The following is a 24,625-nucleotide window of genomic DNA, read 5'->3' on the forward strand; positions in this document are numbered from 1 at the left end:
CTCTTAAATATCGCAACATTTCTGGTCTCTAACCGATACCCTCAGTAAGAAAGTGACATGGCCAAGACCTACCATTGCACAGCCGCCACACCCAGTACCACCCTCGGTCCCGTCACTCTGACAGAGGAAAATTGTACCATCGGCGACGGAGATCAACCGGACAAAACGGTCCGTTTTGTGCAAGCCACCTTCCCGCTCAACACCCTTTCCGTTTTCGATATGAATATCGATCGTGCCAACACCCTTTCCCGTTTGGAAAAACAGTTTGACGTCGAGGGGTTCAAGGCACTTCTGACCGGCCGTGTCGCCGCTAATCCGGATGGGGGAACCGCTGTCGAGGTTTTAAAAGAGCTTCCTTCTGCCGTCCTCGTAGTGGGCGGGATCTACTTTGCTACCGATGATGAAAGAATCAGTTGGCTTGGTGGCGATAGGACCCGGCAGGCGGATGGTTTCGTCTTTGATAACGGTGCCCTCTCTTACGAACGGGGAAATTTTGAATCCGGCGGTTATCTCCTGTTCGACCAACAAGGGGTGCCAAGCTTTGTACCCAAAAAAGAATTCGGTTTTGGCGATCTCAACGACAAGTTTTGTTCCCAAGGTCATTGTGAACCAAGGGAGAAATACCGGCTGGTCGTGCAATCCAACCGGGTACTCGTTCTGGATGGTCATGCCGACGAAAACAGGGATGATGTCGCCGATTTTGCCTCGGCCCTCTCGGCGAATAGAGACGGTTCTGTATCTCTTACGGTCGCCTTCGAACCGGGCAAAGAGCCGAATGGTTCCGGGCCGACGCCGCTCGAGTTTGCCGAACTCTTGGCCCGGCACGAAAGTCGCTTCGCCATTAATCTGGATGGAGGGCCTTCGACGCAACTGGCCTTCCGTCATCGTTCTTTAGGAATACCGAATGATCTTGTTCCAAGAAAAGCAGGTAGTCCTAACAGGATGCCGCAACTCTTTGTGGTCAATTCCACCCCCTTCCCGGAACTCTGGAAGGCGGTCACGGATGATGACTTGCTGACCATCCATGAATGGAATCGGTTGTCTCCCTGGATTTTAGAAAATTGGGAGAAAAACGGGGTCTCCACCCTCTCCCAATTTTTGGAGGATGCGGTCATCAACAGAAACTGGGTGATCGCCCCGGCTATTCTCAGGAAACTGCACGAAATCGGGATCGAACCCCAAAAGGTTGCTATCATCGCTGAACGGCAAAAAGCGGCAGAAACAGTTTACACCGCCTTTCGTCAAGCCACTGAAAATGATAAGCGTCTGGAAATGCGTGAGATCAGCGCCTTTTGGAGTTCGTTGGAGGGGATCCCTCAATCCGATCGCCGGGCGGGGGTCCTATTTTTTCTCGATTTTTTACGAAGCCACCCGGAATGCTCGCTGGATGAAAGGAGCCGTTCCTTTCTTTCAAAGGCGTTCGGCCCTTACATCAACCCGATCTGGTCGTTGCGTTTCAGAAAAATTGAAGGTTAGAGAGGTCTCATGCCTGAAAAACCGGTCCTTTACTTTGATGACATGTGTCACCTTTGCCGTTGTTCCGTCCAGCGTTGGCAACGAGCGACCGGTAATCGCATCGATTACCTCCCCTCGCCAACCCGTCTAGAGGCAGTTCAACTGGTGGAGTCTGACGGAAAGATTTATAACGGCGCTGAGGCGGTCTTTCGAGTTTTATCCTACGCACCCGGATGGAAGAGAAACTTCCTCAAATCCTACGAAAGATTCTATATCTTTGCGACAACGAGCGAGTGGTTTTACAGGGTTGTGGCCAGACACCGGAAATTATTTTCAAAACTTATTCGGTGTCCTTCGGAGGAACGGCATTAAGGAAATCAAGACGCCTTTGGGCCACTTCCGTCACTGAATCCAGAGGGAAGGGTGGTACACCCAAAGGTTCCGAGAGGGAGCGCAGGGAGTATCTTTGGGTCCCTTCATCATACACAATGAAGAGCCCGAACAACGCCTGAAAGGTCGCTTCATTCGACGTATAATAATATTCCGGTTCTTGCCGGTAAGGACTAAAGAGAGCCGATAGAGCATCCGTCAACCATTCAAGCCCGCCCTTTTCCACGTCATCAAAGAGAGAACCGCCTATTGCCTTCGGATCACGGCCACTCTCCTTCTGCCAGAGCGCACCCACAGCCTGACTCGCCGCCTTAAAAGAGGTCTCATCCACAACCTTGTTCCGGATCAGACTGCCCCAGATGGCATGGGCATACTCGTGGCGCAAAGGGGCAACATACTGTTCATCCCAGACAAGATAGATCCGGCTGTTATCCAGTATAAAACCAAAAAGATCCCCTGCGGCGATTCGTTCAAAACTCCGATAGGCCTCCGTAATCCTTTCTCTGGCCTCTTGGAACTTCCCTTCGCGAAGAAGGCTCTCTCCACTTTCGAGGAGATCAACGGCATGATTGTAATAAACATTCCAGAAGGTTTCTCGGGTAACAAAATTGACAGTCGGTTGAGAGGCCTCCTTGCCAACCTGTGCGATTAATCCCGGGGGGTACCGGCCAAGGGTTTCCTGCGTAAAGGAAACGAGGCGATTGCCAAACCCTTCTTCTGAATGGAGCCTCGGCTCTTGGGGATCGACCAGGACAGGAATCTTTTCTCCCGCTACCTCGGCTAGGCCGATTGGTTGAAATGCCTTGGGTGACACACCATTGTGTGACTCACCCTTGGGAACCGGTCTCTTCTTGGTAAGTCCCGCCGACCGGAGACCGGAAATGATCTTCCAAAGAGTCACTTCCGAGGGGATAGGCACCCTGTACCCGTTGAATTCCATCAGGGGAGAAAAAGAAAAGGCATACGGAGTCGTATCCACAGAGGAGGAAGGATGGATGAGATCCGGATTGAGCCCGGTCGCCCGGGCAAGAAACCCCTTTTCTGTCTCCGGCGTTGACGCATCAACAACAATGGACCCCCGTAAAGCAAGCGACCGGAGGACCCTTTCGACCTCTCCATTGAAACTCGTCGCGAGGGTAAAACGGGAAAGTGTCCCATAGTCAGCGGATCTTTTAAAAAAGGAGAATGAATCTTCTTTTGGTTTTTCATGAAAGCGATCCGGAAGGAAGAAATAGATCTCTTCCCTTCCGTTCAGATCGTCCAGGATGGAATCAATCGACGCGATATATTTCTGGAGTCGTTCCTTGAGCTCTAAATCAGTCGTGGGTGATTGAAGCGCCGCTTGAAGGTTCTTTTTTGCCTGCCGCATCGCGCCCAGAACCAATCCCGTCGTTTGACGATCCAGCTTCCCATGATAAAAAACAGGGCCCGGGTAGGAATGTTCCCTCTGCTTCAGGTCAGAAACCGCTTCTTCCACCTTCCTGTAGAAATGATACCGCTGATCCAGGGGGACCCCGGCAACGGACAACGAAATGCTCGCAATTCGAACAAACCGGTTAAATTCACGGACCCCATAAAGCCGGCCGTTGGAACCAATGGACGAAAAATTCTCCTCCGTCAAATGCGGTTGTTCCACGGAACAACGGTAAGGAACCGGTAGAATCGCTTTGTCATCCCAGGCATCGGCGGCAACTTTTGAACGATTAAGTAGAAAAGAAACCGTCTCGTCAAAATTCAACCGGCGGACAAGCCGGCTCCCTGCCGTAGAAGTGGACCGATCCTTGGCCTCATACCAGGTCCTTTCGTAGAGAAGATAGGAATCTTTCTCATCCGGACCGGGAACTGTTCCCGGTAAGTCCTTAAAAACAATATAATGATCTCGAAAGGAATCTGATTTTTGACCGCGAGGGGGTGGAGGATCCAACGGAGCGGTATGAAGAACCTCCTTCACGTCGCTTCCTATTCCAAGTGCGATAAGAGCGATTGTCTCCTCTAGACTCCTGGGTGTAACGCGAGGAGTCTCGACTCGGGGAGTCTCCACCACAGGGATTTGAATACAAACCGACTTTGTGGGTCGCGGGGGGGCCATCGTTGCCTTTATTATCGGCAAAAAGGGGGGGTGGGTTGCCCTTAATTTTTAGTGGGTGATTACTTGAAAAGTAGAATAATTTCATGTGGTTCCGCAATCAGAAAATCCGGCTGACTGGCGTGGACTTCCTCCTCACCCCGGAACCCGTACGTCACCCCACAGGTCAGGATCCCGGCATTCTTTCCGGTCTCGATATCAACCCGGCTGTCCCCAATCATCACCGCTTGGGCCGGGGGGCAGTTGAATTCTTTTAAGAGGTGATGAATCGCCGCCGGGTCCGGTTTTTTCGGAAAACCATCCTCCCCCCCAATGATCGCCGAGAAATAATGGTCCACCTTGAGCCCCTTGAGGATCGGAAGGCTAAAAACCCCCGGCTTGTTGGTCAAAACCGCCTGCGTTTTCCCTTTAAAGTGATGCAAAACTTCCTTCACCCCTGCAAAAAGTTGCGTCTGGTCCAGCAGGTGTTCGAGGTAATGAGTTTTAAATATTTTCAACGCCTCTTTAAACTTCGCTCCCCCCTCCTCCCCCACTGATTTGGCGATAAGTGGTCGGACGCCATTGCCGACATAACTATAAACAACCTCGTTGGAAACAGTCGGCAGACCCAACTGGGTCAAGGTCCAGTTGACGGAATTGGCAATATCTTGTTTTGAATCGATCAGCGTGCCATCGAGATCGTAGATGAGGAGAGAGATCTTCATAATCAGACCGCCCCCCAACCCCCTCCTTAGCTAAGGAGGGGGAGAAAGGGGGAGGTCTGGGATACTTACGATTTTGACAAAAGAGATTCAAGCTGTTACTCGGAAAGAATGAACATTACCTTCGTTTTCATCCTTTTTCTTACACATTTAGCCTGTGGTCTCTTGATCACACTTTTGTTTCTTCCTGAGGCGGGGATTGACAGACGCTTCTTCAAATCGATCAGCTTTTGGTCCTTTCTGTTCTTAGCAAGTGCGCTCCTTTTAGAAAGGCATTACGCCTTCTCGCTCCCGCTCCCGTTCAAGGTCTCTCAAGGGCGATTCGCCCAACCCTCAACGGAACTCCTCAACATCGCCAACATCTTAGGGGTTACGCTGGCCGCAACCTGTTTTCTCTTTTGGATGTTTGCCCGATGGGGGAGCCTGCGGCTCTTTATTGTTATCCGGTTTGCAGGCCTTCTCGCCCTGGGGCTCCTCTGTGTGGAGGCGTTGATCTATCGACCCCAGCTCAATCCGCTCTGGGTCTCCACCATCAACCTGCCGCTCAATTTTATCTCGTCGGCGCTTCTTCTCGGTTCCTTCCTGGCCGGGATGATCTTTGGCCATTGGTACTTGATCGACACGGAGATGCCAAAAAAACTCCTCTTGCAGATGGCCTGGATCCTGATCGGCGCCCTCGCCCTGCGGGTCCTCTCTATTGCAGTCACCCTCCTCCTTTATAAGGAACTGGTCTACCCGGAAACCAACTTTATGGAGAACCTGATTTCACTCGCCGGCCATGGGATCTTTTTCTGGCAGAGGGTCCTTGTGGGGCTTGTGATCCCTGCGATTGCGGCCGTGATGGTCTGGTCGACCGCACGGGGGGGATCGAACCAGTCGGCAACAGGGATTATGTATGTCGGGATCGCCTTTATCTTTATCGGTGAACTGGCGGCACGGTATCTGTTCCTTCTTTCAGCGATCCCGTTGTGAAAAAATTCTCCTCCAACGACAAAAGAGAATCAATCACCACCTGCCGTGACTGCGGAGCCAAGGATCTCTACCTGCAAAAAACTTTTCCCCGAAAGATCGGGATTCCAATTGTGGTGATCGGCATTATTGCGAGCTTCTGGACCTACGGCTTGTCCTTACTCGTCGTGGCGCTGATCGATTTTATCTTCTTTCACTTAAGCCCCTGGATGCTCGTTTGTTACCGGTGCCATGCCGAGCATCGCGGTTTTGCACAGGGCCTTAATTTTAAGGAATTTGATCGGCACACCGATGAATTGTACCGGTATGGGGGGAATTAAACCCCCTCACCCTGACCCTCTCCCGCCAGGGGAGAGGGAAATATCTTTTAATAAAATTTCCCCTCCCTTGATGGGAGGGGATGAAGGGGAGGGTGAAAGTTTAGAGACTTTTCTCCCAGCGGACACGGCTTTCGATGATCTTAGCCCTGCCCAGAGAAGCACATTCCCTGAACAACCCGTAAAAAATGGCCGACAGGGTCAGCAGGCAATAGGGGAAAAAACAAAAAATCGCCAGCGCCTGTCGTTTGGAAATCCCACCAGAGAAACGAAAGACCGAGAGGAATGTCAGTGAATAACTCAGGGTACAAACCAGCAAGACCACCCCATAAAAAAAAGTGGGGGTGAGCCATCCGGTAATAATCTGAAAAATCATCCGCCCAACCCCAAAGAGGGTAAACCAGCCGAGGAAATATTTAATCACCTCAAAAGAAAAAAACTGCCCCTTGTGCAGGAAGTAAAACCAATAATCGTGGCCAATCTTGTAAAAAGTGGTCGGGAGGTAAAGAAGGGCATGGAGGTACCAGTAAAGGACCACCGGCAGGACAAAAAGCCAGAGCGGTAAAAAATCTTTCTTGAGAAAAAGCCCCCTGTGTTTGGCAATCACCTGCAAGGTACCGCGGGCCCAGCGGGTCCTCTGGCGGAAGAGACCGGAGATCGTTTCAGGCACCGCCGTAAAACCGACCGCCTCCTCTTCCATCGCAATCCGGTACCCGGCCCGTGTCAGTTCGAGACAGACATCAAAATCCTCGGTCGCGGTCTCTGCCGGAATTCCCCCGATTTTTTCTAGTGCTGATTTCTTGGCGGCAAAAAATTGCGGAACCACGGAAACAGTCTTGAGGGTATGCTGCGCCGCCCGCCAGGCGGAAGAAAGGGTGTACTCCAGTTCCTGAAACCAGGTCAGGAATTTTCGGGTTGGGATCGCCCGAACATTGGCCGCCACCGCCGCCACCTCGGGGGATGAAAGAGGTTGAACAATCGCCAGAAGGGCCTCCGGCGCAACGGTCGTGTCGGCATCCAGGACAATTAACGCCTCATGGGTCGCCTGCTTCAAGGCCGCGTTCAAGACACGCGCCTTCCCCAAACGGTTTGTCTGGATCAACCGGATGTTCGGCCCCCTCCTCTGAAACTCTTCAACAATCGCCACGGTCCGGTCTCTTGAACCATCATCAATGACAATGATTTCTTTTTCGTTGGGATAAGCCGCCTTCAAAAGGCTTTGAAGTGTGGGGCCGATATTTTTCCCCTCGTTGTAGGCCGGGATTAAAATGGAAAGAGGGGGGGCATAGGTAGTGGCGTCCGGCCTCAGGCGGACGCCACTACGTTTTCGTGGGATTAAAAGGAGGAGGATCAAGACGGCGTAAAGAACCGAGAGGAACAACATCAGGGCGGTCTGGATCGATTGGATGACCATACGGAGCGCTTCCTACCGGTTTTTGCCCCCTTCGTCAACTGTCGTCCTCTCTTGCTCTTTTCATTCCTTTTGTTATGAGTATCCCCTCTCCCCCTTGTGGGAGAGGGTTAGGGTGAGGGGAAAAATGAATCGTTACCTGGAAATCGCGAAAGAAAGGGTCCTGATCTACGATGGGGCGATGGGGACGAATATCCAGATTCGTCAGCTCTCGAGCGACCCCTCGCGAAAACTGACCAAAAAAGATTATGGCGGGCATGACGGCTGGAACGAAAATCTGGTCTTCACGAGACCCGATGTCATTGAAGAGGTCCATGCCTCCTTTTTGGAGGTCGGTTGTGACGTCCTCGAAACCAATACCTTTGGGGGATCACGCCTCAAGCTGGATGAGTTTGGCGCCGGCCCAAGAGTCCTCGAGTATAATTCGACGGCGGCCCGTTTGGCGCGAAAGGTTGCCGACCAGTACAGCACCCCTTCACACCCCCGTTTTGTCGCCGGTTCGATCGGTCCAACCGGGATGCTCCCCTCCACCGATGACCCGGCCTTGGGAAAGATCACCTATGATGAACTGGTCAAAATATTTGCTGAACAGACCGAAGGGCTTGTCGAAGGGGGGGTTGATCTTCTCCTGATCGAAACCTCCCAAGATATTTTGGAGGTGAAGGCCGCCATCACCGGCATCCGTCGCTACTTCAAAACAAAGGGGCGTCAGCCTTTACCCATCCAGGCCCAAGTTACGCTTGACCCGACCGGTCGGATGCTCTTGGGCACAGATATCGGGGCGGTGGTGACCATCCTCCAAGGGCTCCGTGTCGATGTCATTGGTCTCAACTGTTCTACCGGCCCTCAGGAGATGAGGGATTCGGTTCGTTTCCTCGCCGAGAACTGTTCGCTCCCCCTTTCCATTATTCCGAACGCCGGAATCCCTTTGAACAAGGATGGCCAGGCCTTCTACCCGCTGGACCCTGACGGTCTCGCCAAAAGTCTAAAGGAATTCGTTGCCGATTTCGGGGTCGAGATCGTCGGCGGCTGTTGCGGTACCACCCCGGCACACCTCAAGGCGGTTACCCAAGCGTTGAGAGGACAAGGGGGCTCCACCCAAACGAGAAAAAAGAGGTCTCCGGTAACTTCGCAATCATATGTAGCCAGTACTATGAAACAAACTGCCCTGCGCCAGCAGCCGGCGCCAACGTTGATTGGGGAGAGGATGAATTCCCAAGGGTCCAAGAAGATGAAGGAGCTGTTACTGACCGACCAATACGACACCATCTGCCAGATCGGTCGGAAACAGGTCGATGAAGGGGCTCATCTTTTGGATCTTTGTCTCGCGCTGACGGAACGGGATGATGAGGCGGTCCAGTCAAAGATTTTGGCAAAAAAGTTGGCCCAACAGGTCGAGGCCCCACTGGTCATCGACTCCACGGATGCCCAAGTGATTGAGGCCTGTCTCAAGGTTTACGGTGGTCGGCCGGTGGTCAACTCCATCAACATGGAAAATGGGTTGGAGAGGATCAAGGCGGTCTGCCCGCTCGTGGAAGAACATGGCACCGCCGTCGTCGCCCTCACAATCGATAAAGACTCAGGAGGGATGGCGAAGACGGCAGAAACTAAATTTGCAGTGGCTAAAAAGATTCATGACTATGTCACTTCTCACTACCAAATCCGGCCGGAAGACCTGATCTTTGACGCCCTTACCTTCACTTTGTCGACCGGAGATGACGAATTCAAAAATTCGGCGGTGGAAACGTTGGAGGGGATCCGAAAAATAAAGGCAGGGCTTCCCGAGGTCCATACAACTCTCGGGGTTTCCAATGTCTCTTTCGGCCTCGGCCGGCCGGCCCGACGGATTTTGAATTCTGTCTTTCTCCATCATGCCGTCCAGGCAGGACTGGATACCGCCATCGTCAACCCGGCCGAGATTTTGCCCTACTTCGAAATCCCGGAAGAAGAAAGAATCCTGGCGGACGGCCTTATTTTTAACAGAAGCCCGGACGCACTGCCTAAACTGATTACCGCCTTCGAGAATAAAACCGTCGGGCCGGCCACCCCTTCCAAAGAGGATGAAAACTTTGTCAACCTCTCACCGGAGCAAAAAATCCATTATAAAATCCTGCACCGGAAACCGGAGGGGATAGAAGCATTGATCGATGAGGTCCGCCAGCGCCGGGACCCGGTAGACATCTTGAACAATGTCTTGCTCCCGGCGATGAAGGAGGTCGGGGATAAATTCGGTGCTGGTGAATTGATCCTCCCCTTTGTTCTCCAATCGGCCGAGGCGATGAAAAAGGCGGTGGCCCATCTGGAGCAATTTTTGGAAAAGAGCGCCTCGACGACCAAGGGAACCGTTGTCCTTGCAACGGTTTATGGTGATGTTCATGACATCGGCAAGAATCTGGTCAAGACAATCCTCTCCAACAACGGTTACGTGGTCCATGACCTTGGCAAGCAGGTCCCGATCCAGACGATCCTGGACAAGGCCCAGGAGGTGAATGCCGATGCGATCGGTCTTTCGGCGCTCCTCGTCTCTACCTCCCGACAGATGCCGGCCTGTATCGAGGAATTGTACAAGAGGGGGATGAAATATTCTGTTATTATCGGCGGCGCTGCGATCAATCGAAGATTTGGTCGCAGAATATTTTTTGTGGAAGGACAACCTTATTCCGGAGGCGTCTTCTATGCCAAGGATGCCTTTGAAGGGCTGGATATCATGAACATCCTGACGAGCAAGGATCAACAACCGGCCTTTTATGAAAAAGTCCTCCACGAAGCAAAACTAGAGGTCGCCGGCAAGGGAACGGAAGAAGCTTCAAAAACAACGGTCACAATCAAAATCCCCCGTTCAACCATCCAGCCGCTAAAAATAATCCCCAAACCACCGTTCTGGGGGACACGGGTCTTGGACCGGATCGACCTCCGTGAGGTTTTTCCCTTGATGGATTTTAATTCCCTCTACCGCCTCTCCTGGGGGGTCAAGACTCGTGATAGTGAAGAGTACAAAAAAATGCTAAAAGAAAAATTTGAGCCGTTGCGGCTTGAACTCCAAAAGGAGGTTCTGCGGGAAGGGTGGTTCATGCCGAAGGTCCTCTACGGCTTTTACCCCTGTCAATCTGAAGGGGAGACGATCCATATCTACGACCCGTTGGATGCCAAAAAGAGGCTGACCAGCTTCGAATTCCCGAGGCAACCGGATGCCGGCCACCTTTGTCTCGCCGATTACATCAACCCGGTCGACTCCGGTCTGATCGATCTCATCGCCTTCCATCTGGTCACGATGGGGGAGAAGATCAGTAACGTTTGTGAAGATCTGAACAAAAGGGGCGATTACTCAAAAAGTTATTACCTCCACGGCCTTTCAGTCGAGGCCACCGAGGGGCTCGCCTCCTGGATCCATCAAAAGATCCGAAGCGCCTTGGGTCTTAAAGAAGAGGAAGGAAAGCGTTACAGCTTCGGCTACCCCGCCTGCCCGAATCTTGAGGACCAGGGAAAACTTTTTTCAATTCTGAAACCAGAAGAAGCGATCGGTGTTACACTGACTTCCGCCTTTCAGATGATCCCGGAACAATCAACCTCCGCACTGATCTTCCACCACCCGGAAGCAACTTACTACAACGTCAAAATTAAATAGACTTTTCACCCTCTTTAGATAGAATACTGCCGCTAAACAAGGGGGGAATCATGGACGAGAAAAAACATGGGGCCTGTTGTGGACTTACACTCATACGTTTCTGGGCCGGGATCTGGTTCCTCTGGGCCGGGTATAGCAAGCTGAACGCCGCCTATCTTACCGGCGGCGGTTTTGAAGGGTACGTTCAGAAGTTCATGGAGGCGGGAAGCGTTGGCTTCTACAAAACCTGTCTCGCCAGTGTGCTGGCCCATGCCAAAATTTTTTCCATCCTGACCGCCTTTGGAGAATTGGCGGCGGGTCTCAGTCTCCTTTTGGGATTCATGACCATTTTATCCTCGGTCGGCGTCATTATCATGTGCCTTAACTACCTGCTGGCGACTTGGAATTTCGGACCGGCCTCAATCGGGCTGAATATCACCATGATTATCTGCGGTATTGCATTCATCGTCGGCAAGGCGGGAGGGTGTCTCGGACTGGACGCCAAATTCTGCCCCATGACCAAAAAGTGTTGTAGTGGATAATGCAAATTAAACTGGCCCATAGTCCGGATGCCGATGATGCCTTCATGTTTTATGCCCTGGAGACCGGAAAGGTCCCGACCGGGGATCTCATGATTGAGCATGTTCGAGAAGATATCGAATCCCTGAATCAAAAGGCGGAACAGGGGCTCTACCACGTTACCGCCCTCTCCTTTCACGCCTACCCGGCCGTGGCTGATAAATATGCGCTGATGACAGTCGGCGGCTCTGTCGGGGATGGTTATGGCCCTATCGTAGTGGCCGCCAAGAAAATGAAGCCCCACCAGCTCAAGAAAAAGTTGATGGCGATCCCGGGCAAAAAGACAACCGCCTTTCTAGTGATGCGGATGGTTGAACCGACGATCGGTTATGTCATTCGGCCGTTTGATAAAATCCTGGAGATTGTCAAGGAGGGAAAGGCGGAGACTGGTCTCGTGATCCACGAAGGGCAGTTGACCTACGAGGCAATGGGGCTTTTCAAAGTGATCGATCTTGGCAAATGGTGGCACGATGAGACAGGACTCCCACTCCCACTCGGGGCCAACGCCGTCCGCAAAGATCTCCCAGCCGACGTTCAAAAAAGGCTGGCCAGTTTGATCCGGCAAAGCGTTCAATACGCCTTGGATCACCGGGAAGAAGCGGTGGCCTATGCCCTTTCCTTTGCCCGTGGTCTTGAACCGGAAAAGGCAGGCCAGTTCATCGGGATGTATGTCAACCACTGGACGCTTGATTATGGCCACAAGGGAAGAAAGTCGGTGATTACACTTCTCTCCCGCGCCCATGAGATGGGGCTCTTACCGGAGTCCCCACGGATCGACTGGGTTTCCCCGGAAGAGCCTGACCAAGAGGAGACGGCGCCTGAAGAATCGACCGAGAAATTACCGTTTCCTAATGAAACAAGTTAGGGTTCTTAAATATTCTCAACATTTTTTCTTGAAGATCATGATTTTTCGGTTTATGATGCCCCCCGCTATCAATGAAAGGAGAGATTTATGAGGAATAGGCGTTTACAGTGGGGAATCTTGGGGATCGTATTGATCGGCTTAGCGTCACTCCCCCTTTTTTTTCATGCCTGTGGGAGTTCATCGGATGACAGCTCTTCCACCACCAACCACACCATCACCCTGAAAGGAGCCTCAAAATGAAGAAACTCATCATTCTCCTCTCAGTGTTGATGATTTCAGCCCCGGTTTGGGCGGCCACAGGGACCTCTTCGGCCACCGTCAAGATGTTCAAGGCCTGGCTTTCCCTAAACGGGGACTGTTCAAGCCCCGTTGCCTTCATCAATGAGCCGAGCGGGAAGTCGTTTGATTTTGCCTCAAACCCGACCTTGGGAACCGGTTCCATCGCCGCCGGGACCTACAAGTGCTTCATCATCAAGATATCGGACAATGTCTCCTTCACCCCTTCTGCCAATGAGGGAACCGCCTGTGTTGCGGGGACCTCCTATACGATGGATGTCTGCCGGGACTACGGGAACGGGCAAGTCCCTCAGGTGACCAATCCTGACGACGGCTCCAAAACAACGTGCACCAGCGGTGAGGACACCATCTATGTTTACATCAGCCGTTTTTCAACGGCAGCGGCCGGAAGTCAGGACAACAACGCCTTTGCCCCACCCACCCAGGACGGGGACAGCACCAACGGTTTCAAACTAGCCAACGATATCGTCGTCTCCGCCGATCTGACCGGCACCTTCACCTTTGGCACGGATAATAAGGTGGGTGAGCAACAAACAGGCTCTCAAGGCGCGACACAGTGCGGTATGGAGCCTCCCGACTTCGGTTTCGCGGCTCAGTAAGCGAGAGACGGTCAGCCTTGGGTGAATCACCCTTGGGTGGATCACCCTTGAGCCGCCGGCAGTTCTTTGTCCGCACTCCAATCGCTCCACGATCCTTCGTAGAGCTTCCCCTCAAAGCCAGCCATCCGGAGGGCCAGAAGGTTGGTACAGGCGGTAACCCCGGAACCGCAGTAACAGATCATTGTTTTGACCTGATCGGCCCCGATCTGTTCAAATTTTTTCCTCAGTTGTTCCGGCTTTAGGAAGAGGCCTGTCTCCGGATCAATTATCTCTGTGAAAGGAAGATTGATCGCCCCTGGAATATGGCCGGGTCTTGGGTCAATCGGCTCAATCTCCCCCCGGTACCGCTCCGCAGTCCTGGCATCGATCAGCAAGACCTCGGGATCATCCCTCACCGCCTCAACGACTCTTTTATCCACGACCCACTTTTTTTTGGGTCTGGCGATAAAAGTTGCCGGTGAATAAACGGGAATCTCCCGCGAAATCTTCCCCCCTGACCGGATCCAACTGTTCCAACCGCCGTCCAGGACGGAGACATGGGGATGCCCATAATACCTCAAGAGCCACCAGAGACGGGAGGCTGGAGCCCCTTGCCCGTTGTCATAGGCGACAACAACAGTCTCATGACCAATCCCACTCTTTTCAAGAACCGCCTGAAACCCCCTCTTGTCCGGCAACGGATGACGCCCCGGGCCTTCTTTCCCCGATAAAGGCCCGTCAACATCCAGATGGATCGCCCCCGGGATATGTCCTTCTTCATATTGTTTCTTCCCCTCTCCCGGCTTTCCCAACATCCAACGGCAATCGACAATCCGCAAATCATTGTCCTGCAGGTGTTGGCCCAACCACTCACTGCCCACAAGGGGACTTGTCTCTTTCTTCATAATTTGTTGTATAGCATTTCAACTTTTTATGCAGATAAAAAGTTAGAAATACTTATAGTAATATACTATATAAACGGATGTGGCCCTGCCCGCAACCATGAAAGCGATTAAAATTTCAGACAACCCTCGGGGACTCCTCCTGGAATGGTCGGATGGTTTTCAGGGCGTTATTCCTTTTACAACCCTGCGCCAGCAGTGCCCCTGTGCCATTTGTAAGGGAGAGCGTCTCCCGTTTGACCCGATGGGAGGTATCGGAGGGAGAGCAGGATCTCCCTCCGATCAAAGCGAACCATCTGGCTTGGCCAGTGGTGAGCAAATAGTTCCAAAGGACCTCTTTAAAGTAGGGAGCTATGCGATCGGCCTCCGTTGGGGGGATGGGCATGACACCGGGATTTACAGCTTCGATTACCTGCGCCAGTTAGTGGAAAATACTAGTCCAAGGGTGGTTCACCCAAGGGTGATTCACCCAAAGGAAAATAGCTGACAGCGCCGTTGGGATCGGTACCAACCCCAAGCGGTTCGATATGGAGCGGTCGCACGGAGGTCTCTACAACGATCTTAAAACCTTTCTTCCTCGCCTTCTCGCAAAAGGAAAAATCCTCACTCAGGTTCCCAAACCCCTGCCACTCACTGGTAAACCAGGGGGGCTTCATTTTTTCAAACACCTCTCGGTGGATCAGGAGACAGCCGGCACCGACAACATCAACCGTGAGGGGCTTCTTTTTCTTCTCTAGTAGAACCGGCTGGTAATTCCCGTTTTTGTCTTTGCTGAAAGCCATCAACTCATGGGGAATGGTCCGCTTCCGGTAGAGGCCGCTCACAATCGGCTGGTTCACCTTTAAAAGTTTAGTCAGGGTATCCGGGGCTGGAAGGATATCGGCATCCAAAAAGAAGAGGTGCGTCGCCCCGATCGGGTGTTCCAGCATCTTCCGGATCAGGTAATTGCGGGCCCGGTCCACAAGGGCCCCCTGAAAGACCATTAACTCAGACTGAAGGGGTCGTTTCAATTCCAAAACGGCAGAAACTACTTGCCAATAGATTAACGGGGTCGCCAAGGGGATACCGATCACTATGCGAGGTTTCATTATTAGTAATTTCCTTACTTCGTTTCTCTCATAAAAACAAACAAATTGACAGCACCCTCAAGGCTCTTTTATGAAGAAGAGATGACACAACCTCTCTACCAGTCGGAAATTTCGCATCTCAGACTCCTTTTCCGAGGAAAGGTCCGTGACATTTACGATTGCGGTAACGAACTCCTCCTGGTCGCCACAGACAGGCTTTCCGCATTTGACGTTGTCTTCCCAACCCCCATTCCCGGGAAGGGAGAAATCCTGACCCAGATGAGCCTCTTCTGGTTCGAAAAAATGAAGGGGATCCTGCCCAATCACCTTTCCGAAAAACCGGTCAAGTCCCTCTTTAAAGATCCCAAAGAGGTTTCTCTCTATGAAAAAAGGTCGATGCTGGTCAAAAAGACAAGGGCCTTGACCGTAGAAGCCGTAGCCAGGGGATATCTGGCTGGATCAGGCTGGAATGATTACAAGGAAACGGAAAAGAGTGGTTTCCCCAAGGTCTGCGGTGTTTCTCTCCCAAAAGGATTGAAGGAGGCCCAAAAACTCCCCGAACCGATCTTCACCCCCTCCACCAAGGCCCCCCAGGGAACTCACGATGAAAATATCACCTTCGAGGAAGCGGTCAAAATCATCGGGCGGGAACTCTTGGAAAGAGTCAAAGAGGCGACCCTTAAAATTTATTCGGATGCCGCTCGTTACGCTGAAAAACGGGGGATCCTGATTGCCGATACCAAATTTGAGTTCGGCCTTTTCAACAACGAATTGATCCTGATTGATGAGGTCTTGACACCCGACTCCTCCCGCTTTTGGCCGAAAAATGATTATCGGGTCGGACTCTCGCCCCCCAGTTACGACAAACAGTTCGTACGGGATTACCTCAACGCAACCGGCTGGAACAAAAAACCACCGGCCCCGGAACTTCCAGGAGAAATAGTTAAAAAAACAGCGGAGAAATACTTTGAGGCCTTCCGCCAGCTGACCGGCAAATCAAAAATTTAAGTCCACCATGACCTTCTGGAAGCGCTGTTTGATCTCCCGCCCGGTTGTTTGAACGATAGTCTTTCTATCGATCCGGTAGTGCAGGTAGTAAGGAACAATACAACCGCAACGATCACAATCGGCCTTGGGACCCAACATACACTTTTCCTTGACCTCACCGTGGGTCGTAAGCGAATACCCTTTGCTGGCAAAGATGCAGTTGTCGGTTACCTTGCGAGAGTTTTCAGAAAGCATCAGCTTCAAAACCCCCTCCGGCATTGCAATAAAATCCCCATATTTTTCTTTTTTCAGCCGGAGCAGCTTCTGAATAACAGCATCGCGAGCCTCCCAGCCGATCCAGAGGTCATCGGGCAATCCCTCAATCGGGGTGTAGAAATCGAACATCATCCCTTTTAGAAATGTTGTTGTCCGCCAATCTTCCAGGACCTCTTCAATGGTATCCTTGTTTAACGAGGTCACACACATCGCCCCGGTCACATGGAGATTTTCACGACTGCAGTTTTTCTTCATCTCCTGATAAAGCCCCTTTTGCCGGCGCATTTTTTCATGGGCCTCTTCGTTACCGTCAATGGAAAGGTGAAAAAAGAGATCCGGCCAGTCGGGTAGCGGGATGGTCCCATTGGTCACAATCAGGTTATGGAGAAAATGTTTCTTGCACCTTTCAATAACCCCTTTCCGAAGCAGCGGCTCCCCTCCGACCCAGGTACAACTATGGAGGAATTTGGAGGTCTTTTTGAGTTCCAGAATTCTCTGTTCCCACCCTTCGGCATCAAGGGTTCCCTCCTGTTCCTGTTCAAAAAAATAACAGTGAGCACACCGAAGGTTGCACTGATCGGTCACATCCACCGAGATGAAAGACCCCTTGGGAAATCCGACGGTAAAGAAAAAAACCTGCGGGATGAGGTGATAGCGGAAAAAAGGCTTTATTTCCCCCATAACCCTGCTAAGTAAGCAATATGATCGAACTCGTCAATTATAATAACGGGACTCTTGAGATCGTTGGTGACGGCCAAAAACTCTCTCTCCCTCGCGAAAAGGCCTATTCCCTGGTGATGGCGGCCCGGATGCATACTATTGAGGGATTCAAAAAAAAACTGGAGGGGTTAAAATCACCCTTGGGTGAAACACCCCTTGTCGGTCTCATCCTGGATCAGTTCCCCAAACTGGATCATACCGGACAGTGGAACCTGAAGGAGAAATTCGCCCGCCTGCGGACGCTCGCCACCGACTACCCTACCCCTCCTCAAACTGAGGTGGCTGAAAAGATCCTCCTTTTTTAATGAGAAACCATCGCCCGGATGGTGCGAAAGAGTCCCTTGAAAGAGCTAAAGGTATCGTCAACCGCTGAGGCCTCGTAGCCGCAATGGACCATGCAGTCGGCGCACTTTTCGAATCGGCCGGTCCCGTATTTTTCCCACTCCGTCCCTTCCATCAAATCCTTGAAGGAATGCGTATACCCTTCTTGAAGAAGGTAACAGGGCTTCTGCCAGCCAAAAACATTGTAAGTGGGATTCCCCCAAGGGGTGCATTGATAATCGATCTCCCCCTTCAGGAATTTAAGAAAAAGTGGCGATTCATTAAATTTCCAGTGCTTCTTCGGCTTGTGCAAAATCTTGGAAAAGAGCTCACGGGTCCGGTTCCGTTTGAGAAAGTGTTCACGGTCAGGGGCCTTTTCATAGGAATAACCCGGGGAAATCATCATCCCCTCAACTCCCAGTGCCATCATCTCATCAAACATCCTGCGGACATTCTCCGGTTTGGCCCCGTCAAAAAGGGTCGTGTTGGTGGTAACGCGGAAACCTCTCTTGAGAGTCTCCTGGATCGCCTCTGCCGCAACATCATAAACCCCTTCACGGCAGACCGCATGATCGTGATCCTCCCTAATGCCATCCATATGAATACTGAAGGTCAGGTATTTTGAGGGTTTGAAGAGATCCAGTTTTCGTTTAAGAAGGATCGCATTGGTGCAAAGGTAAATATATTTTTTTCGTTCTACCAACCCTGTCACAATCTGCTCAATTTCCGGATGGATCAATGGCTCTCCCCCCGGAATGCTCACCATCGGGGCCCCACACTCATCAACCGCCTTGAAACATTCTTCGGGACTCAGTCTTTTGTTCAAGGTTTCTTCAGGATACTGGATCTTGCCGCATCCAGCACACTCCAGGTTGCAGCGGAAAAGGGGCTCCAACATGAGGACAAGCGGGTAACGTTTCCTCCCCTTCAACTTCTGGGAGACGACATAGCCGGCCACGCGGGCCATCTGGGAAAGAGGAACAGACATTAAAGCGAGTTTACTTCAGTTACTTCCGGGATCTGGGCCTTCAGTCGATTCTCGATCCCCATCTTCAGGGTCATGATCGAACTCGGACAACTGCTGCATGAACCTCGAAGGGTTAAGGTAACTACGCCATCTTCATAACTATGAAACACCACATCTCCCCCATCCCGAGCCACCGCCGGACGGATTTCATTGTCCAGAATGGAACGGATTTTAGTTTCGATCTCACTGGTCTCACTCGTAGAGATGGCCGGCTCCTTGACATTCGCAATAGTCTTGTCCGATTCCAGATAGGCCTTGAGGCTGTCAATCACACTATCCATTAATTCCGGCCAACTTAACTCGTGGGTCTTGGTTATCGTCACAAAGTTCGTCCCCAGAAAAACACCGCCAACTCCAGTCACCTTAAAAAGTTCGCGTGCTAGAGGGGCTTCAGTCGTTGAAGCCACGTTTGGGAAATCAAGTCCGCCCGATCGCAGGATTGTCTTTCCCATCACACTGAATTTCACGCTGGAAGGGTTCGGCGTCGGCTCGGGGAAAACGGAGATGGATGGCTTTGTTTCAGCCTTGGGTGTAACATCCTTGGGCGAAGAATAGGTAGGCAACCCGGCCGCTGGCTTCGACGCGCCATAACTGGGGAGCCCTTTTTTGCCTTCTTCCTTTTCGGGGGAATCACCCTCGGGTGAACCACCCTTGAAACGATTGGTCAATTTTTCAAACATGGTTTTTCTCCTTATTTAAGGGCCAGTGTAGGTCCGTTAAAACCGGCTTGTCAAGGAGGGGAATGATTGGAAATCTTAGGCCGCTTCGTCCTCAACGCTGTAGTTCGGAAACATAATCACAGCGGGATGGACTTTCAGGGCCTTCGCCAAGACGAGCGCCCTGTCTCGACCAATCTGCTGACGACCTGATTCCATATTGGAAATATTGGCCTGGGTCATGCCGGTTAACTTGGCCAACCCCCCTTGAGTTAGCTCCTGTAAATTACGAAGTGTAGCCAGCATTTCCCCCGGCGTCATTGAAGCAGGATCTTCCCCTACCACGAAATCCTTTTTATTGATCTTTTTCTTCATCGGATCACCTTTAGTAGCTGTGTGGATTGATCTCCACGACATAAACAGTTAATTGGTCCTTATCTATTTTATAAATCACCCTCCATTGCCTGTTCAGACGAGAGGAGCGAAACCCGCCCCACTCTCCTCTAAGGGCTTCATCATGGAACCCCTTCATCAACCTTAACCCCTGTGGCCCCTCAAGTTCGACAATGCGCTTCCAGGCGAGGTAGCTTCTTTTTATCTCAACGGGGGCCCGTTTAAATACCTTGGCAACCTCCTTATGCTCCAGAACAGTATACATTCATTATAACAAATATTCAATATGTTAAATATGTCAACGGTAAAAACAGGTATCAGGCCTATTTGTAACTTGATCATTATCCCTTCCGCGCCAGGTACATCGCCTTCCGGAAAATCGCTCGGAGGTGGAAGATATCGGATTCAGTCGGCCGGACCCGGCGGAAGAGATCCCGGATCACCACCATATTCCGAAAAGGGTTCTGGGGGTCCAGATACTGGATCGCCCGTAAGACCTCTTCTAAATGACCGATCATCCCCTCAAAACTCTTCCTTGTTGCCACAGCCGGCTTCGCCGGTTTTTTTATTTTCCAATCATGCAACAGTGACAATTCATAGGCGATCAACAAGACCGCCTGAGAGAGGTTCAAGGAAGGATTTTTTTTATTGGCCGGGATCGAAACGATCCGGTCGCAATAGGCGGCCGCCTCGTTGGAGAGACCGATCTCCTCCGGTCCAAAGAGGATCCCTATTCTGGAACCTGGCTTCTCCCTTTTTAAGTAAGTAACAAGGTCGCGAGACGAAATCTGCCTCCGATTTCGATCTTCCCGCTCACAGGAGGTGCCAATTACAAAATGACAATCGGCCACTGCCTCAGGGATGGTCCTAAAAATTTTGGCCTTTTTGAGAATCTCCCCTCCCCCCATCGACATTTTCACCGCTTCCAAGTTGCGGGGATCACAACGCGGGCTAACCAAACGAAGATCGGCAAACCCCATATTGTGCAAGGCCCGAGCGGAAGAGCCGACATTGCCGGCATACAACGGAGAGACAAGGATGAAAGAAAAATGGATCACAAAGGTTGCTGTTGCGTCACACAATGAATTCCACCGAGACCCCAGACAAGATCTTCGGCACGGATCCCGATAATTTTACGGTCTGGAAAAACCGATTGCAAAATGGCGGTCGCCTCCCGATCGGTCTCCTGCCCAAAGACCGGGAGCAACACAACCCCATTGGCAATATAGAAATTGGCGTAGCTGGCCGGGAGGCAGTCGTCCTGATACCCGATCCCCTTCGGGCCCGGGATCGGTTTCGGCATCGGCAACGGGATGACCGTTAAACGATTCCCATCCTGATCCGTCGCCTCCTTGAGGAGTTCAAGATTTTTTTGAAGAATCTCGTAGTTGGGGTCCCTGGAATCCTTGGTTGAAATGCAAACAACGGTCGTCGGGTTCACAAACCGGGCGATATCATCAATATGCCCCGACGTATCATCCCCGGCAATCCCACTTTTAAGCCAAATGACTTTTTTAATCCCGAGATATTCTAAAAGTTTTTGTTCAATCTCTCCCCGTGAAAGATTCGGATTGCGTGTCGGGCTTAAGAGACAGGACTCGGTCGTCAAAAGGGTTCCCTTCCCATTCACATCAATTGAGCCCCCTTCCAGAACGATGTTCGTCGACAAAATTTTGTGCCCCGTTAGCGTGGCAATTTTTTCAGGTACGGCATTATCGAGCGGCCGTGGCTCCCACCGCCCTCCCCAAGTATTAAAGATCCAGTCGGTCACCACAACATCTTTTCCATTTTTTATAAAAATAGGTCCAAAATCACGGATCCAGGAATCATTGGTTGGGATTCGATGAAAAATAATATTGGCAGAGATCGGAACATCCCCTTTTTGCAAAAGCCCCAAGGCCTGTTTTTCTGATTTCTCATCATTTACTAAAATAGGGACCTTCTCCCGGGGAGAGAGCGCCTTTACCATCGCCACCCAAACGACCGGAATCTTGTCCATCTTCCCGGGCCAGGTCTCCGGATTGTGCGGCCAAGCGAGCCAGGTCGCCTCATGCGGCTCCCATTCGGCCGGCATTCGGTAGGTTAACTGTGGCGGTGTTCCAGGCATGAAAATTATTTGACCAACCGGCTGTACGTATCAGTCCTGCGGGCCTTCAAAAAGGGCCAGTCCTTGCGGACGGCATTGATTTCTGCAAGATTACAAGGAACCAAGAGCAATTCCTCTTTGCGATCACTCGCCAGGGCAATCACCTCTCCCAACGGACTGGACACAAAAGAGCTCCCCCAAAAATGGAGGTGGTCTTCCTCCCCGACCCGATTCACCGCGGCGACAAAGACACCATTCGCAATGGCATGACTTCGTTGAATGGTAATCCAGGCTTGTCTTTCTTTCTCATTCAACGACTGCTGACCTTTTTTCTGAACGGGCCATCCAATCGCTGTGGGGTAAAAAATAATCTCGGCCCCATCCAGGGCAAGAAGTCTGGCCGCCTCCGGGAACCATTGATCCCAGCAGACGCAAACACCGATCCGGGCATAGCGGGTCTGAAAACTCTTATACCCCAGGTCGCCCGGTGAGAAATAAAACCGCTCCCCGTAATAATTGGTAAGGTCATCCGGGATATGGGTCTTCCGGTATTTTCCAACCAGGAAGCCATCGGCATCAAAAACAACGGCGGTGTTGTAATAAACTTTATTTTCTGTCTGCTCAAATAGGGAGGCGACCAAAACAACCTTCTTTTCAGCCGCCACCTTTGACAGTCTCTCGGTTGAATCCCCGGGAATCCTCTCTGCCAGCTCAAAGAACTTTTTGTTTTCTACCTGACAGAAATAACGGGAGAGAAAAAGCTCTGAAAGAGAAATGATCTGGGCCCCACGGTCGGCCAATTTTTTAATATCTTCCACCGCCTGTGAAAAATTGCGCCGGGGGTCCCCACTGCAGGCCCGCTGGACAAGTCCCAGAGTTACCGTGTTGGCCATAAAGGCACTATACCGGAGCATCACCAACTTGCAAGAGGATCATTGACGATTTTCTCACCATAAGACATATTAAAAACCGATGCAGTCGCTCAAAGAAGCCCTCCTCAAAACAGGACTGATCACCAAGGAAAAAATCAAGGCAGCCGAAGAGGCCTCAAAGAGAAGGGGCCGTCCCAATCCCCCAAAAAAAGCGGTGAGACCATCGACCCCACGACCCCCCAAGCCGGTTGAGAAAGTCCATGAACATCACATCCGCACCTTGTGTGAGGAGTGCCAAAAAAGTTCCCCGGACGTGGAATATTACCAACATCGCAAGAGGAGTCTGGATAAGTACTGGCTCTGCGTCAAATGCGCCGATGACCAATCTGTCCCGGATGACTGCCGCCAAACCCACCAGAGCCCCCAGGCCAAGACCGGCCTTTTCCGGCGGGAATATGGGGCCACTAAAGTTTTCCAGCCTTAGTTTTTCAACCTTGATATTTAAAAAGTTTCTGCTACAAGAGGTTGCTTCTAACCAAAGGAGAAGCCATGAGCGACATGCTTGTTGTAGCCTCAAAGGTAAAACAATACATCCGTGAGAAATCGGGGATGAACACCTCAGCCTCCACACTCCAGGCCTTGACCGAGATCGTTAAAAAGACCTGTGACCAGGCGATCCAGACGGCCCAGCAGGAGGGGCGGAAGACGGTGATGGACCGCGACTTCCCCGGTACCGGTTCAGGAGGGGCCGTTTAGCCCCCCAGTTTTTAAGGCAACTTTTGCCATTTCCCCTCCGATAAGTCCCGGGTGAGGGAGGGAAACGATGGATAAAAACCAAAGTACGGCCCGAAGGGAAAGAAGGAAGTACGCCCGCCTCGATATTGCCGTCACCGTTAGTTACGCCGTTGTTTCCGGTAATGGTGAGCTCAGTCCCTACGCGGAGGCGATCAGCAGCGATATCAGCGCCGGGGGCCTAAGACTGATGACCCCGGCTGCCCTCCAGAATGGGTCGACCCTCGACCTGGAAATCTTTACCCCGGAGCAGGAGGGGAGCCCCATCCACGCCAGCGGTGAGGTGGTCTGGCAGAATCAGGTCTCTGAAAATAGTTTTGAAACCGGGGCGATTATCCGGCATATGGAAGAGAAGGACAAAAAGAAGTTTTTGGGCTTTGTCTTTGATCAGATGTCGCGCTTTGTCGGAACCACCAACCCGGCCGTTAACTGAATTAAACCCGTCTAAAAACCTTTTGTTGAGGGGGAAGGCGGTCCTGCCCGTTGTTCTGGGGGGTGTCGTTGGAGGAGGGTTGCGGCATCAGACCCGTCAAGGGCGATTCGCCCAAGAGCGCCAGGCCGCTTTCTTTCAAACCTGAAAATCCCTTGTCCCAGTAGCCACTCTGGGTCCCCAGTTCGGCAAAGAAGTTTTTCAATACTGATGGTACATAGTTTTGGGTTTCGGCGTACGGGGGAATCCCTCCCGCCTTTTCAACCGCTCCCGGACCGGCATTATAGGCGGCAATCGCCTTTGGTAGGTCTCCATCAAAACGATCGATCATCTGACGAAGGTATTTGGAACCGCCATCCACATTCTGCCTAATATCGAATGAATTCTTAACCCCCATTTCTCTCGCCGTGGAAGGCATCAGTTGCATCAACCCTTGAGCCCCAACGGGGGAAACGGCACGGGAGTTGAAATGACTCTCCTGCTTGATAACCGCATTAATCAGTTCGGGCGGCAGGTTATATTTTGAGGAAGCCTCCTGAACGGCAAGATTAATTTCTTCTTGTTCCTCTTCCTTGGCACTGAGGGGCCGGAACGATTTTTGTTCGGAAATACCGGTTTTTGGTTTGGAAGAAGTTTCCTGAAGAAGGGCCGCAAAACTCCCTTCCTTTTTAGTAGACCCCACTTGACTCTTTTCAGAACGGTCCACCTTTTGGGCAGAACCATATGGGTTGAGTTTGGGCAAGAGCATACCAAGGGATAATCTTGCAGTTTCCATGCCAATCCACGGATCAATAAAGTTAAGTGATCACAGCTAGTTAAAGATAATGGGGTTGAAACAAGGGGG

Annotated in this window: 29 protein-coding genes; 15 read left to right on the top strand and 14 right to left on the bottom strand. The window is 51.6% G+C overall.

Annotated elements, in window-relative coordinates; genetic code table 11:
- Window positions 1-57 precede the first annotated feature (57 nt).
- The gene (locus HYS22_05770) at window positions 58-1,476 is read left to right on the top strand and encodes a phosphodiester glycosidase family protein (protein ID MBI1909658.1); all 1,419 of its coding nucleotides are present in this window, start codon (window positions 58-60) and stop codon (window positions 1,474-1,476) included.
- A gap of 9 nt (window positions 1,477-1,485) precedes the next feature.
- Window positions 1,486-1,827, top strand: coding sequence for a DUF393 domain-containing protein (locus HYS22_05775; protein MBI1909659.1), 342 nt, complete (start codon window positions 1,486-1,488; stop codon window positions 1,825-1,827).
- On the opposite strand, the gene HYS22_05780 is transcribed toward HYS22_05775, so the two are convergent.
- Complete coding sequence (locus tag HYS22_05780) at window positions 1,796-3,796, bottom strand: hypothetical protein (protein ID MBI1909660.1); 2,001 nt, start codon at window positions 3,794-3,796, stop codon at window positions 1,796-1,798. The genes HYS22_05775 and HYS22_05780 overlap by 32 nt on opposite strands.
- Window positions 3,797-3,993: 197 nt before the next feature.
- On the bottom strand, window positions 3,994-4,635 hold the full coding sequence (locus tag HYS22_05785) for an HAD-IA family hydrolase (GenBank protein MBI1909661.1): 642 nt from the start codon (window positions 4,633-4,635) through the stop codon (window positions 3,994-3,996).
- A 108-nt stretch (window positions 4,636-4,743) separates the two neighbouring features.
- Between HYS22_05785 and HYS22_05790 the strand changes: the two genes are divergently transcribed.
- Window positions 4,744-5,604: a hypothetical protein gene (locus HYS22_05790; protein ID MBI1909662.1), complete on the top strand. Its 861-nt coding sequence runs from the start codon at window positions 4,744-4,746 to the stop codon at window positions 5,602-5,604.
- Window positions 5,601-5,921, top strand: coding sequence for a hypothetical protein (locus tag HYS22_05795; protein MBI1909663.1), 321 nt, complete (start codon window positions 5,601-5,603; stop codon window positions 5,919-5,921). The genes HYS22_05790 and HYS22_05795 overlap by 4 nt, the downstream gene beginning before the upstream one ends.
- A 100-nt stretch (window positions 5,922-6,021) precedes the next feature.
- On the opposite strand, the gene HYS22_05800 is transcribed toward HYS22_05795, so the two are convergent.
- Window positions 6,022-7,332, bottom strand: a complete 1,311-nt coding sequence (locus HYS22_05800) for a glycosyltransferase (GenBank protein MBI1909664.1) — start codon at window positions 7,330-7,332, stop codon at window positions 6,022-6,024.
- A gap of 124 nt (window positions 7,333-7,456) precedes the next feature.
- Between HYS22_05800 and metH the strand changes: the two genes are divergently transcribed.
- The 5 genes from metH (at window position 7,457) to HYS22_05825 (ending at window position 13,273) form a co-directional block, all read left to right on the top strand.
- Entirely contained in the window at window positions 7,457-10,954 is a 3,498-nt protein-coding gene (metH, locus tag HYS22_05805; protein MBI1909665.1) for a methionine synthase, read from the top strand.
- A gap of 50 nt (window positions 10,955-11,004) precedes the next feature.
- On the top strand, window positions 11,005-11,475 hold the full coding sequence (locus tag HYS22_05810) for a DoxX family membrane protein (protein MBI1909666.1): 471 nt from the start codon (window positions 11,005-11,007) through the stop codon (window positions 11,473-11,475).
- Complete coding sequence (locus HYS22_05815) at window positions 11,475-12,377, top strand: ABC transporter substrate-binding protein (GenBank protein MBI1909667.1); 903 nt, start codon at window positions 11,475-11,477, stop codon at window positions 12,375-12,377. Before HYS22_05810 ends, HYS22_05815 begins: the two co-directional genes overlap by 1 nt.
- A gap of 87 nt (window positions 12,378-12,464) precedes the next feature.
- On the top strand, window positions 12,465-12,617 hold the full coding sequence (locus tag HYS22_05820; protein ID MBI1909668.1) for a hypothetical protein: 153 nt from the start codon (window positions 12,465-12,467) through the stop codon (window positions 12,615-12,617).
- On the top strand, window positions 12,614-13,273 hold the full coding sequence (locus tag HYS22_05825) for a hypothetical protein (GenBank protein ID MBI1909669.1): 660 nt from the start codon (window positions 12,614-12,616) through the stop codon (window positions 13,271-13,273). Before HYS22_05820 ends, HYS22_05825 begins: the two co-directional genes overlap by 4 nt.
- Before the next feature lie 41 nt (window positions 13,274-13,314).
- Here HYS22_05825 and HYS22_05830 read toward each other — a convergent pair whose 3' ends face one another.
- Window positions 13,315-14,157 (bottom strand): sulfurtransferase, encoded by an 843-nt coding sequence (locus HYS22_05830; protein MBI1909670.1) that lies wholly within the window; start codon window positions 14,155-14,157, stop codon window positions 13,315-13,317.
- A gap of 97 nt (window positions 14,158-14,254) precedes the next feature.
- On the opposite strand from HYS22_05830, the gene HYS22_05835 reads away from it, so the two are divergent.
- A complete protein-coding gene (locus HYS22_05835; GenBank protein MBI1909671.1) occupies window positions 14,255-14,641 on the top strand; it encodes a DUF971 domain-containing protein in 387 nt (128 codons plus the stop codon).
- Here HYS22_05835 and HYS22_05840 read toward each other — a convergent pair.
- Window positions 14,589-15,242 (bottom strand): hypothetical protein, encoded by a 654-nt coding sequence (locus HYS22_05840; protein ID MBI1909672.1) that lies wholly within the window; start codon window positions 15,240-15,242, stop codon window positions 14,589-14,591. The genes HYS22_05835 and HYS22_05840 overlap by 53 nt on opposite strands.
- Window positions 15,243-15,323: 81 nt before the next feature.
- Here HYS22_05840 and HYS22_05845 point away from each other — a divergent pair, with 81 nt between their 5' ends.
- Window positions 15,324-16,229, top strand: a complete 906-nt coding sequence (locus HYS22_05845; protein ID MBI1909673.1) for a phosphoribosylaminoimidazolesuccinocarboxamide synthase — start codon at window positions 15,324-15,326, stop codon at window positions 16,227-16,229.
- Here the strand turns inward: HYS22_05845 and HYS22_05850 are convergent.
- The gene (locus tag HYS22_05850; GenBank protein MBI1909674.1) at window positions 16,218-17,165 is read right to left on the bottom strand and encodes a radical SAM protein; all 948 of its coding nucleotides are present in this window, start codon (window positions 17,163-17,165) and stop codon (window positions 16,218-16,220) included. The two genes, HYS22_05845 and HYS22_05850, sit on opposite strands and share 12 nt — an antisense overlap.
- A 20-nt stretch (window positions 17,166-17,185) precedes the next feature.
- On the opposite strand from HYS22_05850, the gene HYS22_05855 reads away from it, so the two are divergent.
- Window positions 17,186-17,509, top strand: a complete 324-nt coding sequence (locus HYS22_05855; GenBank protein ID MBI1909675.1) for a hypothetical protein — start codon at window positions 17,186-17,188, stop codon at window positions 17,507-17,509.
- On the opposite strand, the gene hpnH is transcribed toward HYS22_05855, so the two are convergent.
- The 7 genes from hpnH to HYS22_05890 all read right to left on the bottom strand — a co-directional run bounded on the left by hpnH (window position 17,506) and on the right by HYS22_05890 (window position 22,580).
- Window positions 17,506-18,513 (bottom strand): adenosyl-hopene transferase HpnH, encoded by a 1,008-nt coding sequence (hpnH, locus tag HYS22_05860; protein ID MBI1909676.1) that lies wholly within the window; start codon window positions 18,511-18,513, stop codon window positions 17,506-17,508. The genes HYS22_05855 and hpnH overlap by 4 nt on opposite strands.
- A complete protein-coding gene (locus HYS22_05865) occupies window positions 18,513-19,232 on the bottom strand; it encodes a NifU family protein (protein ID MBI1909677.1) in 720 nt (239 codons plus the stop codon). Before HYS22_05865 ends, hpnH begins: the two co-directional genes overlap by 1 nt.
- Window positions 19,233-19,307: 75 nt before the next feature.
- Window positions 19,308-19,583, bottom strand: coding sequence for a helix-turn-helix transcriptional regulator (locus HYS22_05870; protein ID MBI1909678.1), 276 nt, complete (start codon window positions 19,581-19,583; stop codon window positions 19,308-19,310).
- 10 nt (window positions 19,584-19,593) lie between these two features.
- Window positions 19,594-19,866, bottom strand: a complete 273-nt coding sequence (locus tag HYS22_05875; GenBank protein ID MBI1909679.1) for a type II toxin-antitoxin system mRNA interferase toxin, RelE/StbE family — start codon at window positions 19,864-19,866, stop codon at window positions 19,594-19,596.
- A 76-nt stretch (window positions 19,867-19,942) separates the two neighbouring features.
- Window positions 19,943-20,659: an RNA methyltransferase gene (locus HYS22_05880; protein MBI1909680.1), complete on the bottom strand. Its 717-nt coding sequence runs from the start codon at window positions 20,657-20,659 to the stop codon at window positions 19,943-19,945.
- The gene (locus HYS22_05885; protein MBI1909681.1) at window positions 20,656-21,708 is read right to left on the bottom strand and encodes an agmatine deiminase family protein; all 1,053 of its coding nucleotides are present in this window, start codon (window positions 21,706-21,708) and stop codon (window positions 20,656-20,658) included. The genes HYS22_05880 and HYS22_05885 overlap by 4 nt, the downstream gene beginning before the upstream one ends.
- Window positions 21,709-21,713: 5 nt before the next feature.
- Entirely contained in the window at window positions 21,714-22,580 is an 867-nt protein-coding gene (locus HYS22_05890; protein ID MBI1909682.1) for a carbon-nitrogen hydrolase, read from the bottom strand.
- A 79-nt stretch (window positions 22,581-22,659) separates the two neighbouring features.
- Here HYS22_05890 and HYS22_05895 point away from each other — a divergent pair, with 79 nt between their 5' ends.
- The 3 genes from HYS22_05895 (at window position 22,660) to HYS22_05905 (ending at window position 23,784) form a co-directional block, all read left to right on the top strand.
- Complete coding sequence (locus tag HYS22_05895; GenBank protein ID MBI1909683.1) at window positions 22,660-23,043, top strand: hypothetical protein; 384 nt, start codon at window positions 22,660-22,662, stop codon at window positions 23,041-23,043.
- Between the two features lie 65 nt (window positions 23,044-23,108).
- Window positions 23,109-23,315 (top strand): hypothetical protein, encoded by a 207-nt coding sequence (locus HYS22_05900; protein ID MBI1909684.1) that lies wholly within the window; start codon window positions 23,109-23,111, stop codon window positions 23,313-23,315.
- Window positions 23,316-23,382: 67 nt separating this feature from the next.
- Window positions 23,383-23,784, top strand: a complete 402-nt coding sequence (locus HYS22_05905; protein MBI1909685.1) for a PilZ domain-containing protein — start codon at window positions 23,383-23,385, stop codon at window positions 23,782-23,784.
- Window position 23,785: 1 nt separating this feature from the next.
- Here HYS22_05905 and HYS22_05910 read toward each other — a convergent pair whose 3' ends face one another.
- Window positions 23,786-24,556, bottom strand: coding sequence for a lytic transglycosylase domain-containing protein (locus HYS22_05910; protein ID MBI1909686.1), 771 nt, complete (start codon window positions 24,554-24,556; stop codon window positions 23,786-23,788).
- Window positions 24,557-24,625 lie beyond the last annotated feature (69 nt).

The sequence above is a fragment of the Deltaproteobacteria bacterium genome, assembly GCA_016177765.1.
GTDB lineage: Bacteria > UBA10199 > UBA10199 > JACPAL01 > JACOUP01 > JACOUP01.